Origin of the sequence: Pseudomonas sp. AL03 (genome assembly GCF_029960815.1) — a bacterium.
In the GTDB taxonomy this organism is placed as follows: Bacteria; Pseudomonadota; Gammaproteobacteria; order Pseudomonadales; family Pseudomonadaceae; genus Aquipseudomonas.
The window spans coordinates 56,604-72,995 of record NZ_JASBRE010000014.1 but is presented as its reverse complement, the minus strand read 5'-3'; the positions used below and the strand labels follow the sequence as shown (position 1 = coordinate 72,995).

The window sequence follows — 16,392 nt, the reverse complement described above, 5'->3', positions numbered from 1 at the left end:
CCTTAATACAGGCATTCAACGGCCATGGCCGTGGCTTCACCGCCGCCGATGCAGATCGCTGCAACGCCGCGTTTCAAGCCTTTCTGGCGCAGGGCCGAGAGCAAGGTCACGAGGATCCGCGCGCCAGACGCACCGATCGGGTGACCCAGGGCGCAAGCGCCGCCGTGAACGTTGATTTTCTCGTGGGGGATTTCCAGTTTGGTCATGGTGACCAGACTGACCACGGCGAAGGCTTCGTTGACTTCGACCAGATCGACTTCGTCCAGGGACCAGCCAGTTTTCTTCATCAGCTTCTCGATCGCGCCCACCGGTGCCACCGGGAACAGGCCCGGGGTGTCGGCAAACGCCGCGTGGCCGTGAATCATTGCCAGCGGTTTCAGGCCGCGCTTTTCAGCTTCGGAACGGCGCATCAACACCAGTGCGGCGGCGCCATCGGAGATCGAGCTGGAGTTCGCCGCCGTCACTGTGCCGCCGTCGCGGAACGCCGGTTTCAAGGAAGCGATCTTGTCCAGTTTGGCTTTTGGTGGCTGTTCGTCGTTGCTGATCAGCACTTGCTCTTTACCGACGGTCACGGTGAGCGGCACGATCTCGTCTTTGAAGCTGCCGTCCTTGATCGCCTGCTGCGCGCGGGTGGTCGAGGCAATGGCAAAGGAATCCTGGGCTTGACGGGTAAAACCGTTGGTTTCAGCGCAATCCTCGGCGTAGGTGCCCATCAGACGGCCCTTGTCGTAGGCGTCTTCCAGGCCGTCGAGGAACATATGATCGAGTACGCGACCGTGGCCCATGCGGTAACCACTGCGGGCGCGGTCCAGCAGATAGGGTGCGTTGGACATGCTTTCCATGCCGCCGGCGACGACTACTTCGGCGCTGCCAGCCACCAGCATGTCGTGGGCCAGAATGGCCGCTTCCATGCCCGAACCGCACATTTTGTTCAGGGTGGTGCAGCGGGTCGATTTATCCAGCCCGGCGCCCAGTGCAGCCTGGCGTGCCGGGGCCTGGCCAAGGCCGGCGGACAGGACGCAACCGAACAGCACTTCTTCAACCGAGTCTGGCGCCACGCCGGCGCGTTCGACGGCGGCGCGGATCGCGGCGGCACCGAGTTGGGGTGCGGTCAGGCTTTTCAATTCGCCCTGGAAACCACCCATTGGGGTGCGGACGGCGCTGACGATAACAATCGGATCGTTGGACAGAGTCATGACAAATTCTCCTTACTTGGCGGCCATGCGCAAGGCGCCGTCGAGACGGATCACCTCGCCATTGAGCATGCTGTTTTCAATGATATGCCTGACCAGCCCGGCATACTCGCTTGGTTTACCCAGACGCGGCGGAAACGGCACGCCAGCCGCCAGGGACGCGCGGACTTCCGGGGTCATGCCGGCCATCATCGGTGTTTCGAAAATGCCCGGGGCGATGGTCATCACTCGAATGCCGAAGCGCGCCAGTTCACGGGCGGCGGGCAAGGTCAGGCTGACGATCGCGCCTTTGGACGCGGCATACGCGGCCTGGCCGATCTGGCCGTCGTACGCGGCGGCCGAGGCGGTGTTGATGATTACGCCGCGCTCGCCGTCGGCATCCGCTTCGGTTTCAGCGATTGCCGCGGCGGCAAGGCGCAGCATGTTGAAACTGCCGATCAGGTTGACGTTGATCACCTGGCTGAAATTGGCCAGCGCGTGCGGGCCGTTTTTGCCGAGGATCTTCTCACCCCGCACGATGCCGGCGCAGTTGACCAGACCATTCAGGCCACCGAAGGCCTTGACCGTCGCCTGCACAGCGGCTTCGGCCGCGGCTTCGTTGCTGATATCCGCCACCACGCTTTGCGCGCCGAGTCGTTCAGCCTGGGCCGCAACGGCCTCGGCGTTCATGTCCACCAGCATCACTTTGGCGCCCGCCGCGACCAGCATTTCAGCCGTGGCCGCACCGAGGCCGGACGCACCGCCGGTGACGAGAAAAACCTTGTTTTCGATCTGCATCATTGTTTCCTTGGATTCAAGCTGAAAGGTTCTTCGCGGCGGCCTCTTGAGCCTTGGCGATTTCCTGGTTGCGCAAGATAAAGCGCTGCAATTTGCCGCTAGGGGTTTTCGGCAACTCGCTGACAAATTCAATTTCACGGGGGTACGAGTGCGCAGCCAGCCGTTTGCGCACGTGTTGGCGCAGTTCTTCGGCCAGTTCCGGCGCAGCGCGGTATTGCGGGCTGAGCACAACAAAGGCTTTCACCAGCTCGGTGCGCTCCGGATCGGGTTTGCCGACTACGGCCGCTTCGACCACGGCGGGGTGTTCAATCAATGCGCTTTCCACGTCGAACGGACCGACGCGATAACCGGAGGTGGTGATCACGTCGTCGCTGCGTCCGACGAAGCTGATGCTGCCGTCCGGGTTCCATTCGACGGTGTCGCCGCTCAGGTAATAGTTGCCGACGAAGGCCTTGGTCGGTGCGCCTTCGTAACCGACGAACCAGCACATCGGCGACTGGGTGCGATCAATGGCCAGAATGCCCGGCTGGCCGACGCTGAGCTCTTTGTACTCGTCGTCCAGCACCACAATGCGGTGGCCTGGCGAAGTGAAACCTGCGGCGCCCATGTGGATCGGATGCTCCAGGCCATGGTGATTGCACAGGACCATACCCAGTTCGGTCTGGCCGTAATGATCGTGAATGACCACGCCGAGGTTGTCAGCGAACCAGCGGATCACTTCCGGATTCAACGGCTCGCCGGCGCTGCTGACAATGCGCAGCTTGCCCTTGATCGAGCGGGCGAATTCGTCGCCTCCGGCGATCAACAGACGATAGGCTGTCGGCGAGCCGGTGAGGTTGGTGATCCCGTATTTGTTGATCACCCGGCAGGTGCTTTCGAGGGTGAACGGGCCATCGTAAAAGGTGATCGGATGCCCCATGGCCATCGGACCGGTGACACCGAAATAGATGCCATAGGCCCAACCTGGATCGGCGACGTTCCAGAAGGCGTCTTCAGGGCGCAAGTCCACGGCGTCACGGGTGTAGCTCTGGAAGGCGACGATAGCCTTGAGCGGAACGGACAGCGCTTTCGACGGGCCGGTGGTGCCCGACGTGAACATCAGCAGGAACGGGTCTTCGCCGGTCAGCAGGACCGGTTCGCACACGGGAGAATAATTGGCCAGTTCGGCCCAAAAGCTGTAATCGCCGCGGACGATGCCTTGGCCTTTTGGACCGGCGACGGTGACGATGGTCGGGCAGTCCGCGACTTCAGTGAGTTTGGAGCGATTGCCCGCGTCGGTGACCACCACTTTGGCGCCCGAGCAGCTGAGGCGGTGCTCGATGGCTTTTGGGCCGAAGGCCGTAAAAAGCGGTTGATAGACCGCACCGATGCGCCAGGTGGCGAATACGGTGATCAGTAATTCGATGTTGCGTGGCAGGAGACCGGCCACCTTGTCGCCTTTTTTCACGCCCTGGGCCAGCAGGAAATTGGCGAAACGCGCGGCTTTGTCCTGCAAGTCGCTGAAGGTGTACGTCGCGCTGTCGCCGTCGCGGCCTTCCCAGAACAGCGCGATGCGCCCCGGCAAGGCATGCCGGTCGCAACACTCGACGCAGGCGTTGAGGGCACTCAAATCGCCGGTGAGCGCGGCGTCGACGGTGTGCTGATAATTGAACTGTGATGTCGCAGACAAATAATCGCGCATTGCCAGAATCCCTTTGTATTTTTATTAGGTCGCGGGAACCGTAATTAACAGGGAAATACTCGCTCTGCGCGGGGCGCGGGACAATGGTCAAAGCTATCAAGTTGCGTGACTGGTTTGGCCAAGATTCGAGAGGTGCGCCAATGATCGGTGCCTAGCTGGCTTCGTTGAAGATCAGGCTCCGGTAATGCCCCGGATTAGACCCCGACCACTTGCGAAACGCCTTGTAGAACGAGCTGGTGTCGGCAAACCCTAAACGCGTGGCGATCTCGGCAAAGCTAATCGCAGGCTCGGCCAGCCAGACAATTGCCAACTCCTTGCGCACGCTGTCCTTGAGGCCTTGGTAAGTCTGGCCTTCTTCAGCCAGGCGCCGACGCAACGTCGAAGCCGACATGCACAGCTGCTGCGCCAGGGCTTCGGTTTCCGGCCAGTGTTCGGCGGGCAGTTGCCGCAAATCGTGCTTGATCCGGCTGGCCAGGCTCTCCGGGGCCCGATACTTGACCAGAATATTGGCCGGTGCATGGGCCAGGAAACGCTTGAGTTCTTCCGGGCTGCGCTTAATCGGCAAGTCCAGGCACTCGGCGGAGAAAATCATCCGCGTGCGCGGCCGGTCGAAACGCAGGTTCTCGGAGAACATCACCTGATAGTCATCGCAGAAATCAGGCACTGGGCAGCGCAACTCGATGGCCAGGATTGGAATCCGACGCCCCGCCAGCCAACAGGCGACGCCGTGGACGATCATCCAGTACGTGAAATACGTGAAGGCGCGGCGCGGGTCCTGGTCGTCCTCGAGCAGGACGATTTCCGCCAGACTTTGCTGGCGAACCAACTGCGCGGGCATGTACTCGAGCATCAACGACAAAAAGCTCAAACCCGAGGTCAGACCGGCGGCCAGGCTCGGCTGGACCATGGCGCAGCGACAGAGAAACGCCAGACTGCCGGATTTGAGTTTGCGCGGGTCCATGCCAAAAAACTCATCGTCCCGGCGCCGGGCCAATAAACGCCACAACCTTGCATAAGCCGTGGCCGGCACACGGGCGGCGGGGGTTTTCAGCAGCGCCGGATCGATGCCGACCTTGTTCAACACCTCTTCGGTGGTGACGCCCGGGGCGCAACTTTGCAATAGCGCTTCACGCACCAGTTGAATGGAGATGGTGTCTTTTTCCGACATAAACGTCACTCGGGTGCACTGATTAATCTGTCGGCCATCTTAGGCAGCACGGAGTAAAAAGCCAGTCTTGCGCAAAAGCCGGCTCAATTAACTGACCCTGTGGCCGATAGGCTGTTGCCTGGAATTCCCGAATAGACATGGAGTTGCAAACGTTATGATCGTCGGCATTGATTTGGGCACCACCAATAGCCTGGTTGCCGTTTGGCGCAACGGCGCGCCCGAGCTGGTTCCCAACGCCCTGGAAAGTCTGCTGACCCCAAGCGTGGTGGGCCTTGACGAGGAGGGTCGAGTGCTGGTCGGTCAGGCTGCAAAGGAACGTTTGCAGACTCATCCACAGTTGACGGTGGCATTGTTCAAACGACACATGGGCAGCGCTCATGAACTTCGCCTCGGCCCCCGATCGTTCCGACCGGAAGAGCTGTCGGCACTGGTGTTGCGCAGCCTGAAGGAAGACGTCGAACGCCTCTACGGAGAAAATGTCACTGAAGCGGTGATCAGCGTACCCGCCTATTTCAACGACGCTCAACGCAAAGCCACGAAAATCGCTGGCGAATTGGCCGGCCTCAAGGTCGAGCGACTGATCAACGAACCGACTGCCGCGGCCCTCGCTTATGGACTGCATCAACGCGACAGCGCCAGTTCGTTTCTGGTGTTCGATCTCGGTGGCGGCACCTTCGATGTGTCGATCCTCGAACTGTTCGACGGCGTCATGGAAGTACGCGCCAGCGCTGGCGACAACTTTCTCGGTGGCGAAGATTTCGACACCGTGCTGGTTCAGGCCTTTGTCGCCGCACACGCCAACCGTAGCGACATGCCCTCACTGACGGAACCGAATATCGCCCATCGCCTGCGCCGCGAAGCCGAGCGCGTGCGACACGCCCTTGGCCAGGCCGACAGCGCGACCTTCGTCCTGCGCCATGGCTCCGGCCAATGGGAGCAGACGTTCACCCAGACACAGTTGGCCGAACTCTGCGCGCCGCTGCTCCTGCGTCTGCGCACCCCGATCGAAACCGCGCTACGCGACGCGCGCATTCGGCCATCGGCGCTGGACGAAGTCCTGCTGGTGGGCGGCACGACCCGCATGCCGATGATCCGGCGGATGGTGGCAGGGTTGTTCGGTCGGTTCCCTTCGATTGCGCTTAACCCGGACGAATCGATTGCGCTGGGCGCAGCGGTGCAGGCGGCCCTGAAGGCACGGGATGCAGCCCTCGAAGAGGTGGTGTTGACCGACGTTTGCCCTTACACCCTTGGCATCGAAATCGCAATCAACGTCGGCGAAGGGGCGGAAGCGGGTCATTATCTTCCGATCATCGAGCGTAACTGTGTAGTGCCGGTGAGCCGGGTCAAAACGGTCTCCACCCTGCGCGATAGTCAGCGCATTGTGCAGCTGAAGATCTATCAGGGTGAAAGTCGTTGGGTAAAAGAAAACATTTACCTGGGTGAAATGGAAATTGAAGTGCCAGTGGCGCGGGCTGGTGAGATCAGCATCGACGTCCGCTTCACTTACGACAACAACGGCCTGCTCGAAGCGGAGGCGCTGATACAGCGCACCGGCGAGCGCCGGACGCTAGTGATCGAAAACAATCCCGGCGTACTCGCCCCTAAAGAGATTCAGCAACGCCTGGCTGCGCTGGCCAACCTCAAGGTTCATCCGCGCGAGCAACAGGTCAACAGCCTGCTGACTGCGCGCCTTGAACGGCTGTATCAGGAAAGTCTCGGCGATTTGCGCCAACGGCTCGATCACATGGCCAACCGTTTCCAGCAGATGCTCAACACCCAGGACGAACGAGCGATACGCGAACTGCGCTTGCAACTGACGCAACAGCTCGATGAACTGGAACAGGGGCTGTGGCGGTGAATTGCTGGGCCATTCTGGGGCTGGAAGCCGATGCTGACTCACGCAGCATCAAACGCCAATACGCAACGCTTCTCAAGGTACACCGCCCGGATGAAGACCCGACCGGTTTTCAGCGTCTGCGCTAAGCCTACGAGCAGGCGATGGAGTGGAGCCGCCGCGAACCCAAGGTTGAACGACAGACTCTTGCTCCGTCTCTCGAAGCGGGGCTCAGTTTCGAGCTGGAACATGTACGGCTTGAGCAGCGCGCCGGAGCGCAACAGGCCGAGCAGTTACTGGAAGACGTTACAGTAGAGCGGCTCGATGAACGTCTGGCGCAGGCACGGGTGTCTCGTTGCGCCCGAGAGTTCGAAGATCAGTTGTTGATGATGTGCCTGTCACCGCGCGACGACGGGATGTTGCTGGCCGCCTGGGGGCTGGTGCAGTTCAACTGGCTCAGTGCCTGGCAACGCCTGGATTTATCCTCGCAAACGCTGGAGTTGCTGCTTCGCGCTTACTGTAAGCATGTGGAAAAGGACTTGCGCGAGTTGCTTGACGCGGGCCAGGTCGACGCGTTCATCGAGCGCTTTGTGGCGCTCAAACAGGCCGACTGGTTGCAGCCGTTCGAACGCCACGACTGGTTTAATGAAACCCTGGCCCGTTTACTGGTGGATTCGAGCTTCTGGTCGGTCCACGTGTTCGAAACGCTGTGTTCACATCAGCACTGGTACGTCGCCGCGAACGAAGCCGAAATCGAAGGGCGTTGCCCGCCACCTTATTGGACGGCACTGTTGCAGCGCCGAGATGACCAGGTTTTTGTTGAAACCCTGGAACGTCTGGCCGACCTGAATGATCGTGAGCCCCAGAGCCGCGCAGCACGCTTGTTACTGACGCCAATGACCGACACCGAGCGAAGCGCCTTCGCCCGGAGGTTTTTTGAAGCGGACTGGAATGCCTGCCGCACCCTCAGCGAGAAGCTCCAGCGCCTGGGCCCGGCCCGATGCCGCCAAATGCCAAACGGCGATCCATTTTTCTGGAAGCCCCTTGTGCAGCCCCGCCAGGCCTGGCCCATGTTTGCCGGGTTGCTGGGGGCATCACTTACCTGGGCAGCCGGTGAATACCTCAGTGATAAATCGGGTATCGGCGCAAGCTTTGCCGCGATGCTGTTCTGGCTGTGCGTGTTGGCTACGCCGAGCGCGGCATTGTTGTGGGTCTGGTGCCCGATGGCGGACCGGTTCTGGTCATTGGACGTGCGTTTGAGTCGCGCTGTTTCGCCTCGACTCAGCCTCAGACGCCCTGCGCCGCTAGTGCTGCGCGAGTTGCTGCCCTGCTGGTTGATGGGGGCGCTGACATGGGCCTGTTGTGGCGCGGCGGCATTTGCCAGCTACACCGTGGTGCTGCTAGCGCTAGGAGGATTGAGTCGTATCGCCTGGCCGGAAACGCTGCACATCAAGCCTCCCAAGGTTCGGCTGCCCGCTTTGGGACGCGCACCGTCGATTGCTCTGATGATTGGGGTCATTGGTCTGACGCTCCTGTTTTACACCATTGCCAGCAGTCAGTTGATGGGCCCGGACCAAGGATTACAACCTTTTTCAAAACGCAGTTGCAGTGGGCCCCTCGACAGCCGTCAGGAATGCCGGATCGCCCCCACGCAGGAGCAATGGTATGGGCAATCACGCGCGCAGGAGGGTCATCGATGAACAAACGCGTTAAGGCAATCGCAATTACCGCCGTGCTGACAGTCACCTTTCTCGGTATGTTGAGAGAGCATCAAAGCACCCTCCTGACCCCGATTCAGCGCTGGATCCATGAACCCGACCTCGCCGAGCGAGAAAAGTCCATCGCCCTTCGCCCGCTGATTGCCTGCCTCAATTCAGTCGACAGCCGCTGGCGTCACGCCTACGCCAACTACTTGAACCGGGACCGCAAAGTCGACCCGACCCTGAAAGAGCGCTTTCCCGAGGACTTCGACCAGAGGATGGGCATCCGCGAACGGCTCAATTACCCGAGCGTCCACGATGCTTATTCCTGTCAGTTGAACGCGTTGCAAAAAAACAGCCTTCAGAAAACGGTACCTGAGTTGCTAGCGATGCAAAATCGCTTCGAAACGTCTCTGCGGGCCGCCAACGAAGCAGCCGGGCGCTTCGATTTTTTCAGTCCCAGGCCGACCTATTCGCCCAGCCCTGCGGACAAGGCCGAGCGCGACGGCCTGTTTATCCCGTTAGTCAATGACTACCTCAATGCTTCTGACCAACTGCGTCGCGAGCTTGATGCCGAGGACCTGGGTTTGCGGCAGATTCAGCTCGAGCAACTCAAGACCCGGGATCAACTCAAGTACGCGCACATCCTCACCTACATGCTGGAAGCACGAACCCTCATGCGCAAGCTCGACAGCCGTGTGCGTGAGCGTACCTTCACCGCCAGTGATCTGAGCGACGCGACACTCATGCTGCAACAGGCCTGGGACGACGGCAGCCGTTATCTGCAAGCCAACCCGGCAACCAGCAACGCCGATTACCCGGAAAACATCTGGAACTATGTGCGTTCACCCGGCAAGAACTATCTGGATGCCGTTAACAGGCTGCGCGACGACTGGGCGGCCAACGCCTCGCCACAACAGCTGAGTGATGACTTCGAGCGGATCGGCCGCCGCTATGATCAGTTGATCGAGGTGTACAACGATCGGGTGAATCCGCTGTTTTGACGACGCATTGAACAATGCGTTCAGGTTAGGCTCAGGTAAATGCCAATGAATGCCATTTGGGAATTAGTGTCATTATGTTGCAAATTAGCACCCTATCTAATGACGCCACGGTGCTGAATGCTTGTTCCTTTTCTGATCATGTTGCGCGAAGGCATTGAAGCCGCGCTGATTGTTGGCATCATCGCCAGCTACCTCAAGTAGACCGGCCGAGGCCAGTGGAGGCCGGCGGTGTGGATCGGCGTGTTCCTCGCCGCTGCCCTGGCCCTGGCCCTGTTGGTCGGTGGTGGCCTGGAACTGGTCAGTGCCGAGTTCCCGCAGAAGCAACAGGACCTGTTTGAAGGGGCGGTCGGCGTGGGCATTCTCAGCTCCATGGTGTTCTGAATGCGCAAAGTCGCGCGTTCGATCAAACAGTCGCTGCACGTTTCTCTCGATCACGCGCTGACCGGTTCCAAACACCAGGTCACGGCGCTGATCGCCATGGTGTTTTTCGCCGTGGCCCGAGAAGGTCTGGGAACGGTGTTCTTCCTGCTCGCCGTGTTCCAGCAGAGCGAAGGCCCGGCAGCACCGATCGGCGCCCTCCTCGGCCTGATCCTGGCGATCATCGTCGGCTTCCTGATCTACACCGGCAGCATGCGCCTGAACCTGGGTGCGTTCTAGCGCTGTTCCGGGTTGTTCATTCTGGTGGTCGCTGCCGGGATCCTCGCCAACTCGGTGCAAGCGCTGCATGAAGCCGGCGTGTGGAATCACCTGCAAAACCGTGCTCTTCGACTTCAGCGCGACGCTGCCGATGGATGGCCCGCTGGGCTCGGTGTTGGCCGGGATGTTCGGGTACCAGGACGCGCCGACCGTCAGCACCCTCGGGGCGTACCTGATTTATCTGGTGGTGGCCTTTGCCGGCCCACTGTCGGAATTCCGCGTTTACCTGAGCACTCAGAGCAGCGCACTGATCAAAGCCGTCACCGTCCTTGAACACGCCATCGAAGCCGGCGACCTCAACCAGGCGCAAGCCTTGTATGTGCCGGCCCTCGCCGCGTATCAACGGATCGCCCCGGCCGCCCAGCGTCTGGCCGAGCTGGACAACACGATCAACGCCCGCGCCATTACTTCGACAAACGCGAGCAAGATCCGGCCTTCGTCGGCTTCCACCGGATCGAATACGCACTGTTCCAGCAACGCAACCTCGACGCACTGACGCCAGTCGCCCAACGTCTGATCGCCGATGTCACCACGCTCAAACAGCAACTGCTGGCCCAGTCACTGCCGCCTGAACAACTGGTGAGCATTGTGGTGCGCAATCTCAACAGCCTCGCCGATGTGCGCGCCAGCAGCGGTGAATAAGAACGCTACAGCCACACCGACCTGAACGGTTTTGCCGCCAATCTCTTTGCCGCCCGCAAAGTCGTCGACCTGTTCCGTCCGCAACTCGAAAAACAGGACGCGGCCTTCATTGCCAAAGTCGACAAGAACTTCGCTACGGTGAACAAGACGCTGGCCAAGTACACAACCAAAGACTGTGGTCTTCGACACGTTCGGACGATCTTTTGCTTTTAAGCCTCACAGAATGCGATAGAGCAACCGCTCAATCCGCACCCGACTCACGCGTTTGAGGAACTTGGCCACGGCCGCCGGGTATTCCAGCAGCGTGTCCAGGTCCTGGTAACGCTCGATGCGACGGGTGTTCTCGAAAATCTCCGCCAGCTCTTTACGACGCGGCTCCAGCAGCTCGCCTTTCGGATCATCGATCAGCAAGGCGTTTTCCAGATCGAGACGAAACGCCCGCGGGTTGAGGTTGTTACCGGTCAGCAAGGTGTAGCGCTGATCGATCCACATGCCCTTGAGGTGATAGGTGTTGTCGCCGTCACGCCACAAATGCAGGTTTAACTGGCCGCTGTCGACGCTGCGATGATGCCGCTTGGCGAAACGCCGAAGGCTGATCTCGTAAAGGTACGGCAGCGCCGAAATCACCTTGAACGGCTCGCTCGGCGGGATGTAGAAATCGTTGGCCGTCTTGTCGCCGACGACGATGTCGATCTTCACGCCCCGCGCCAGTGCCCGGTTGATTTCCCGGGTCACGGCCAGCGGCAGGTTGAAGTACGGGGTGCAGATGGTCAGTTGATGTTGAGCGCTGGCGATCAACTCGCAAATCACTCGACTGAGCGGATTGTTCTTGCCGACACCGAGCAATGGGCTGACCGACAAACCGCCCTTGTCCGTTGTACCCGTCGTGGTGTCGTACGCCGCGTGCTTGAGGCGGCTGCGCAAGTCGCCAATGTCGTTGCGCAGACTGCGGGTGGTCGGCAGGTTCGGCAAATCGAGACGATGCACCGCTTTAGAGGCGATCAGGCCGTGCTGTATCAGGTGCTGCATCGAATCGGCCAGGGCGTGGTTGTGCAGCAGGTGATAACGGTCGTAGCGGTACTTGTCGAACTTGTGCAGATAAACGTTGTTCAGGCTCGCGCCGCTGTAGATCACACAGTCATCGATCACAAAGCCTTTCAAATGCAGCACGCCAAACAACTCTCGGGTCTGCACGGGAACGCCATACACCGGGACTTCACTGGCATGAGTCCGGGTGGTTTCCTGATACCAGGCCGAGTTGCCCGGCTGCTTGCCGGCACCGATCAACCCGCGCTGGGCGCGCAGCCAGTCAACGACCACCACCACGTCCAGTTCAGGACGCGCCAGTTTGGCCGCGTGCAAGGCATCGAGAATTTCCTGGCCGGCTTCGTCCTGTTGCAGATAGAGCGCGACGATATAGATGCGCTGGGTGGCGCTGGTGATCTTTTCCAGCAGGCAACGGCGGAACTCGGCAGCGCCGGAAAGGAGAGTGACGGCATCGGCGGTCAGCGGAAAACTGCGCAGTTTGGGCAGCAGAGAGCGTTTGAAAAGCGACGGCATAGGGCTCGCAATGGGTCGAATCCGAAGAACCCGAGAGCTTACACCATGGATCCGCTTGGGTCTTGTTAGCGTCTGTAAAGGCCCCTTCGCGAGCAGGCTCGCTCCCACATTGAAATGCATTCCCCTGTGGGAGCGGGCTTGCTCGCGAAGGCGATTTTGTAGGCAGCGGAAATATCCTGTTGACCATGAAGAATGATCGTTCTACTGTTCGCCGCATGAACGAAATAACCAGCAACGACACACGCGACATCATTCTTGATGTCGCCGAAAAGTTGATCTACAAAAGTGGCATCGCGGCCACCGGAATGGACCTTCTGGTGAAAACCGCCGGCGTCTCCAGAAAGAGTATTTACCGCTACTTCGCCAACAAGGAGGCGCTCACCGTCGCGGCCCTGCAACGGCGAGACTTGCGCTGGATGCACTGGTACACAAGCGCAGTCGACCAGGCTGAAACCCCGGCCGACCGGCTGCTCAACCTGTTTACCGTGCTCAAGGCCTGGTTCGCTTCCGAAGGCTTCCGTGGCTGTGCATTCATTAACACCAGCGGCGAAACCGGCGATCCGCAAGACCCGGTTCGCCTGGTCGCCAAAGACCACAAACAGAAGCTGCTCGACTACGTACGCGAGCTCTGTACCGAATATGGCGCAACTGCCCCGGAGACGCTGGCCAAACAGCTGCTGATCCTGATCGACGGCGCCATTACCGTGGCGCTTGTCATGGGTGATCACAGTGCCGCCGATAATGCGCAATGCATGGCGCGAAAGTTATTGGACCTGTAACACTTCAATCAAGCCCGACACCGTGTTTGAACTTTAATTTTATAGGGAGACTATCAATGTCTAACGCCGAAGTTCGTCCGCCATTACCACCATTCACTCGTGAGTCGGCCATCGAAAAAGTACGCCTGGCCGAAGACGGCTGGAACTCTCGCGACCCGGAACGCGTGTCGCTGGCCTACACCCTGGACACGAAATGGCGGAACCGCGCCGAGTTCGTCTATAACCGTGAAGAAGCCAAAGGTTTCCTGACGCGCAAATGGGCAAAAGAGCTGGATTACCGCCTGATCAAAGAACTCTGGGCCTTTACCGGCAATCGCATCGCCGTGCGTTATGCCTATGAATGGCACGACGACTCGGGCAACTGGTTCCGTTCCTACGGCAACGAAAACTGGGAGTTCGACGAGAACGGTTTGATGGCCCATCGGTTTGCCTGCATCAACGACATGCCGATCAAGGAAAGCGACCGCAAGTTCCACTGGCCGCTGGGTCGCCGGCCTGACGATCACCCAAGCCTGTCCGACCTGGGTCTGTAAACCAACACTGCTCGTTCCCACGCGAGCGTGGGAACGAGCAGCTGTAAGAGAATAACTTTATAGGTAAGATATCGGCCCTTCCCCGCAGCCCTGTTCTGCACCCCGCCGAATAAGCCGACTCCATGCCTTTCGAACTCAGTGTTGACCTCACCACCCTGGCCCTTGTCGCTTTCATTGCCGGTTTCATCGACGCCATTGCCGGCGGCGGTGGTCTGTTGACCACCCCGGCGCTGCTGACCGCAGGCCTGCCGCCGCACCTGGTGCTCGGCACCAACAAACTCAGTTCGACATTCGGCTCGGCCACCGCCAGTTTCACCTTCTACCGACGCAAGCTGTTCCATCCCAGGCAGTGGATGCACGCCATTGTCGGCACTCTGGTGGGCGCGCTGACCGGCGCCGTGGTCGCTCACTACCTGCCAGCAGAGTGGCTGAACAAGATGCTCCCGGTGATCATTTTCGCCTGTGGCCTCTACCTGTTGTTTGGCGGCACGCCGAAAGCGCCGCTGGACAGCGACGCACCGATCAAGAAAAAGTGGCAATCGACGCAAGGCTTCGGCCTCGGGTTTTACGACGGCGTGGCCGGCCCCGGCACGGGTGCGTTCTGGACCGTCAGCACGATGCTGATGTACCCCATCGACCTGGTGAAGGCCAGTGGCGTGGCGCGCAGCATGAACTTCGTCAGCAACATTGCGGCACTGTCGGTGTTCGTGTTTTCCGGGCAAGTGGACTGGATCATCGGCCTGAGCATGGGCCTGTCGGTGATGGTCGGGGCGTTCTTCGGGGCCCGCACCGCCATCAGCGGCGGTGCGAAGTTCATTCGTCCGGTGTTCATCGCCGTGGTGCTGGGCTTGACCGTGCGGTTAGCCTGGCAACACTGGTTCAGCGTGGCCTGAGCGCCGCGCCACATAGACGTCGATCAGGTACCGGGCAATCGAGCGTGCCGCCGGCAACGGCGGCAAGTCGCGCACGTTGAACCACTGGGCATCTTCGATCTCGTCTTCCTGACACACGATCTCGCCACCGGCGTATTCGGCGTGAAACCCCAGCATCATCGAATGCGGGAACGGCCAGCACTGGCTGCCCATGTATTGGATGTTCTTGACCTCGATCTGCACTTCTTCGCGAACCTCACGAATCAGGCAGTCTTCGGCCGACTCGCCCGGTTCGGCAAACCCCGCCAACGTGCTGTAGATCCCGGTGACAAAGCGCGGCGAACGGGCCAGCAGGACTTCATCGCCACGGGTCACCAGCACAATCATGCTCGGCGATATGCGCGGGTAGCTGCGTAAATCACACGGTTCGCAATACATCGCCCGTTCCCGGGTCACTTGGGTCATCGCCTGCCCGCAGTTACCGCAGAAGCGGTGTTCGCGGGCCCAGGTGCCGATTTGCGCGGCATAACCGAGCACCTTGAACACCGTATGATCGCCTTCAAGCATGAACGCCCGCAGGCCTTTCCAGTTGCAGCCCGGCACATCGCTGTGACTGAGCAGTTCCAGCAGGTAGACCGGTTCGCCATCCAGATGGCCGATGCCATGTTCAGCGAGAATCGACAAATCCTGGCGCTTGAGCCATTCGCGAGAGAACAGCGCGCCATTGTCATCGAACAGAAAACCTTCGGGGCTGCGGGCCACGGCCCAGCCGCCGGGTTGGTTGGTGTCCAGTACTGCGGTGGTCCAGCGTGAAATCATTTTTAATCAATCCAGAAATTCGGGTTTCTGTTTGCTCATATGGGCGGCCATGGCCACGCGCAGATCAGTGGATTGCAGCATGGCGGCGTTCCAGGTGGCGACGTATTCGAGGCCGTCGTCGATGCGATGGTCGCGCATGTAGCTGATCATCTCTTTGGTGCCGGCGATCGCAATCGGTGACTTGCTAGCGATCTCGCGGGCAATGCCCATGACACCTTCTAGCAGGCTGGCCGTGTCGCTGTAAACGCGATTGACCAAGCCCATACCACGCGCTTCTTCGGCTCCGAAAGTGCGACCAGTGTAAGCCAGCTCACGCAGCATGCCGTCACCGATGATCCGCGGCAAGCGTTGCAGAGTGCCAACGTCGGCCGCCATGCCGATGTCTATTTCCTTGATCGAAAACTGCGCGTCTTCGGCGGCGTAACGCATGTCGCAAGCAGCAACAAGGTCGATGGCGCCGCCCAGGCAATAACCCTGAATCGCCGCCAGAACAGGTTTGCGGCAATGGTCGACCGCATTGAAAGACGCTTGAAGGGCGAGGATCTTCCGGCGCAGCAGGCGCGCGTTGCGACCCACGTCTTTGCCCAGTTCATTGGCCACGCCGGCCAGCATCATCAGGTCGATGCCGGAAGAAAAATGCTTGCCCGCACCACTGAGGACCACCACCCGAACTTCGTCAGTGTCGTCGACCCACTGGAAAATCTCGATGATCTCGCTCCAGAACGCGGCATTCATCGAATTGATTTTTTCCGGCCGGTTGATCTGCACATGGGCGACTTTATCGGCCAGTTCGACGGTGAACGCGGTGTACTGAGACATGGCAGTGATCCTTTTACCGGGCAGAAAATGAGGCCCGAACTATAACAAGGCATCCAGGCCGGCCGTAAGGTAGCGGTTCGGCCAAAAACGGGACTTGCCAGTTGCGCACCATACCAGTGCGCAAGCATCGCCGCGTTTCGCACATTTATGTGACGTTCTGGATATTTCTTGAGGCTGAATCGAAAAAAAACAGGCCCTTCGTCGGTGCGTTTCACCCTCCAAACGGTACGTCCGTACCTCTTTAAACCGATTGTCGAACAATTTTGCCATCCGGCCTCCCCCGCTCTAAGTTCTGGCCTAGACTCACTTCCGCGG

14 protein-coding genes and 2 pseudogenes are annotated in these 16,392 nt (G+C 59.9%); 9 read left to right on the top strand and 7 right to left on the bottom strand.

The features are described 5' to 3' along the window. Positions 1 to 2: 2 nt before the first annotated feature. From QK293_RS15335 to QK293_RS15320, 4 genes are all read right to left on the bottom strand, one after another. Positions 3 to 1,196: an acetyl-CoA C-acyltransferase gene (locus QK293_RS15335; protein ID WP_282378332.1), complete on the bottom strand. Its 1,194-nt coding sequence runs from the start codon at positions 1,194 to 1,196 to the stop codon at positions 3 to 5. A gap of 12 nt (positions 1,197 to 1,208) precedes the next feature. Further along, positions 1,209 to 1,970 carry an SDR family NAD(P)-dependent oxidoreductase gene (locus QK293_RS15330; RefSeq protein WP_282378330.1) on the bottom strand — a complete coding sequence of 254 codons (762 nt, stop codon included), beginning with the start codon at positions 1,968 to 1,970 and terminating at the stop codon, positions 1,209 to 1,211. Between the two features lie 16 nt (positions 1,971 to 1,986). Then, complete coding sequence (locus QK293_RS15325) at positions 1,987 to 3,651, bottom strand: AMP-binding protein (RefSeq protein WP_282378328.1); 1,665 nt, start codon at positions 3,649 to 3,651, stop codon at positions 1,987 to 1,989. Positions 3,652 to 3,802: 151 nt separating this feature from the next. Beyond that, positions 3,803 to 4,819, bottom strand: a complete 1,017-nt coding sequence (locus tag QK293_RS15320; protein WP_282378325.1) for an AraC family transcriptional regulator — start codon at positions 4,817 to 4,819, stop codon at positions 3,803 to 3,805. A gap of 154 nt (positions 4,820 to 4,973) precedes the next feature. On the opposite strand from QK293_RS15320, the gene QK293_RS15315 reads away from it, so the two are divergent. The 6 genes and pseudogenes from QK293_RS15315 to QK293_RS15290 form a co-directional block, all read left to right on the top strand. Further along, entirely contained in the window at positions 4,974 to 6,677 is a 1,704-nt protein-coding gene (locus QK293_RS15315; protein ID WP_282378323.1) for a molecular chaperone HscC, read from the top strand. Continuing rightward, entirely contained in the window at positions 6,674 to 6,802 is a 129-nt protein-coding gene (locus QK293_RS15310; protein ID WP_282378321.1) for a J domain-containing protein, read from the top strand. Before QK293_RS15315 ends, QK293_RS15310 begins: the two co-directional genes overlap by 4 nt. 15 nt (positions 6,803 to 6,817) lie before the next feature. Then, positions 6,818 to 8,353, top strand: a complete 1,536-nt coding sequence (locus tag QK293_RS15305; protein WP_282378319.1) for a hypothetical protein — start codon at positions 6,818 to 6,820, stop codon at positions 8,351 to 8,353. Beyond that, positions 8,350 to 9,357, top strand: coding sequence for a DUF3829 domain-containing protein (locus tag QK293_RS15300; protein ID WP_282378317.1), 1,008 nt, complete (start codon positions 8,350 to 8,352; stop codon positions 9,355 to 9,357). Before QK293_RS15305 ends, QK293_RS15300 begins: the two co-directional genes overlap by 4 nt. Positions 9,358 to 9,474: 117 nt before the next feature. After that, positions 9,475 to 10,243, top strand: a pseudogene (gene efeU, locus QK293_RS15295) (iron uptake transporter permease EfeU); the annotation flags it as partial. Continuing rightward, a pseudogene (locus tag QK293_RS15290) lies at positions 10,238 to 10,818 on the top strand (EfeM/EfeO family lipoprotein); the annotation flags it as partial. The pseudogenes efeU and QK293_RS15290, both read left to right, overlap by 6 nt. Positions 10,819 to 10,911: 93 nt before the next feature. Here the strand turns inward: QK293_RS15290 and pssA are convergent. Continuing rightward, positions 10,912 to 12,255, bottom strand: coding sequence for a CDP-diacylglycerol--serine O-phosphatidyltransferase (pssA, locus tag QK293_RS15285; RefSeq protein WP_282378315.1), 1,344 nt, complete (start codon positions 12,253 to 12,255; stop codon positions 10,912 to 10,914). A 215-nt stretch (positions 12,256 to 12,470) separates the two neighbouring features. Between pssA and QK293_RS15280 the strand changes: the two genes are divergently transcribed. From QK293_RS15280 to QK293_RS15270, 3 genes are all read left to right on the top strand, one after another. Beyond that, positions 12,471 to 13,034, top strand: coding sequence for a TetR family transcriptional regulator (locus tag QK293_RS15280; RefSeq protein WP_282378311.1), 564 nt, complete (start codon positions 12,471 to 12,473; stop codon positions 13,032 to 13,034). A 56-nt stretch (positions 13,035 to 13,090) separates the two neighbouring features. After that, on the top strand, positions 13,091 to 13,567 hold the full coding sequence (locus QK293_RS15275; protein WP_282378309.1) for a nuclear transport factor 2 family protein: 477 nt from the start codon (positions 13,091 to 13,093) through the stop codon (positions 13,565 to 13,567). Between the two features lie 122 nt (positions 13,568 to 13,689). Continuing rightward, the gene (locus tag QK293_RS15270) at positions 13,690 to 14,460 is read left to right on the top strand and encodes a TSUP family transporter (RefSeq protein ID WP_282378307.1); all 771 of its coding nucleotides are present in this window, start codon (positions 13,690 to 13,692) and stop codon (positions 14,458 to 14,460) included. Here QK293_RS15270 and nudC read toward each other — a convergent pair. Together nudC and QK293_RS15260 are read right to left on the bottom strand one after the other, a co-directional pair. Continuing rightward, positions 14,428 to 15,258: an NAD(+) diphosphatase gene (gene nudC, locus QK293_RS15265; protein WP_282378303.1), complete on the bottom strand. Its 831-nt coding sequence runs from the start codon at positions 15,256 to 15,258 to the stop codon at positions 14,428 to 14,430. The two genes, QK293_RS15270 and nudC, sit on opposite strands and share 33 nt — an antisense overlap. Positions 15,259 to 15,264: 6 nt before the next feature. After that, on the bottom strand, positions 15,265 to 16,077 hold the full coding sequence (locus tag QK293_RS15260) for a crotonase/enoyl-CoA hydratase family protein (RefSeq protein ID WP_282378302.1): 813 nt from the start codon (positions 16,075 to 16,077) through the stop codon (positions 15,265 to 15,267). Between the last annotated feature and the right edge of the window lie 315 nt (positions 16,078 to 16,392).

Coding starts and splice junctions, on each gene's coding strand:
- nudC (WP_282378303.1), bottom strand. CDS start 15,258: ATGATTTCACGCTGGACCACCGCAGTACTGGACACCAACCAACCCGGC.
- QK293_RS15320 (WP_282378325.1), bottom strand. CDS start 4,819: ATGTCGGAAAAAGACACCATCTCCATTCAACTGGTGCGTGAAGCGCTA.
- QK293_RS15275 (WP_282378309.1), top strand. CDS start 13,091: ATGTCTAACGCCGAAGTTCGTCCGCCATTACCACCATTCACTCGTGAG.
- QK293_RS15325 (WP_282378328.1), bottom strand. CDS start 3,651: ATGCGCGATTATTTGTCTGCGACATCACAGTTCAATTATCAGCACACC.
- QK293_RS15260 (WP_282378302.1), bottom strand. CDS start 16,077: ATGTCTCAGTACACCGCGTTCACCGTCGAACTGGCCGATAAAGTCGCC.
- QK293_RS15300 (WP_282378317.1), top strand. CDS start 8,350: ATGAACAAACGCGTTAAGGCAATCGCAATTACCGCCGTGCTGACAGTC.
- QK293_RS15335 (WP_282378332.1), bottom strand. CDS start 1,196: ATGACTCTGTCCAACGATCCGATTGTTATCGTCAGCGCCGTCCGCACC.
- QK293_RS15330 (WP_282378330.1), bottom strand. CDS start 1,970: ATGCAGATCGAAAACAAGGTTTTTCTCGTCACCGGCGGTGCGTCCGGC.
- QK293_RS15270 (WP_282378307.1), top strand. CDS start 13,690: ATGCCTTTCGAACTCAGTGTTGACCTCACCACCCTGGCCCTTGTCGCT.
- pssA (WP_282378315.1), bottom strand. CDS start 12,255: ATGCCGTCGCTTTTCAAACGCTCTCTGCTGCCCAAACTGCGCAGTTTT.
- QK293_RS15315 (WP_282378323.1), top strand. CDS start 4,974: ATGATCGTCGGCATTGATTTGGGCACCACCAATAGCCTGGTTGCCGTT.
- QK293_RS15305 (WP_282378319.1), top strand. CDS start 6,818: ATGGAGTGGAGCCGCCGCGAACCCAAGGTTGAACGACAGACTCTTGCT.
- QK293_RS15280 (WP_282378311.1), top strand. CDS start 12,471: ATGAACGAAATAACCAGCAACGACACACGCGACATCATTCTTGATGTC.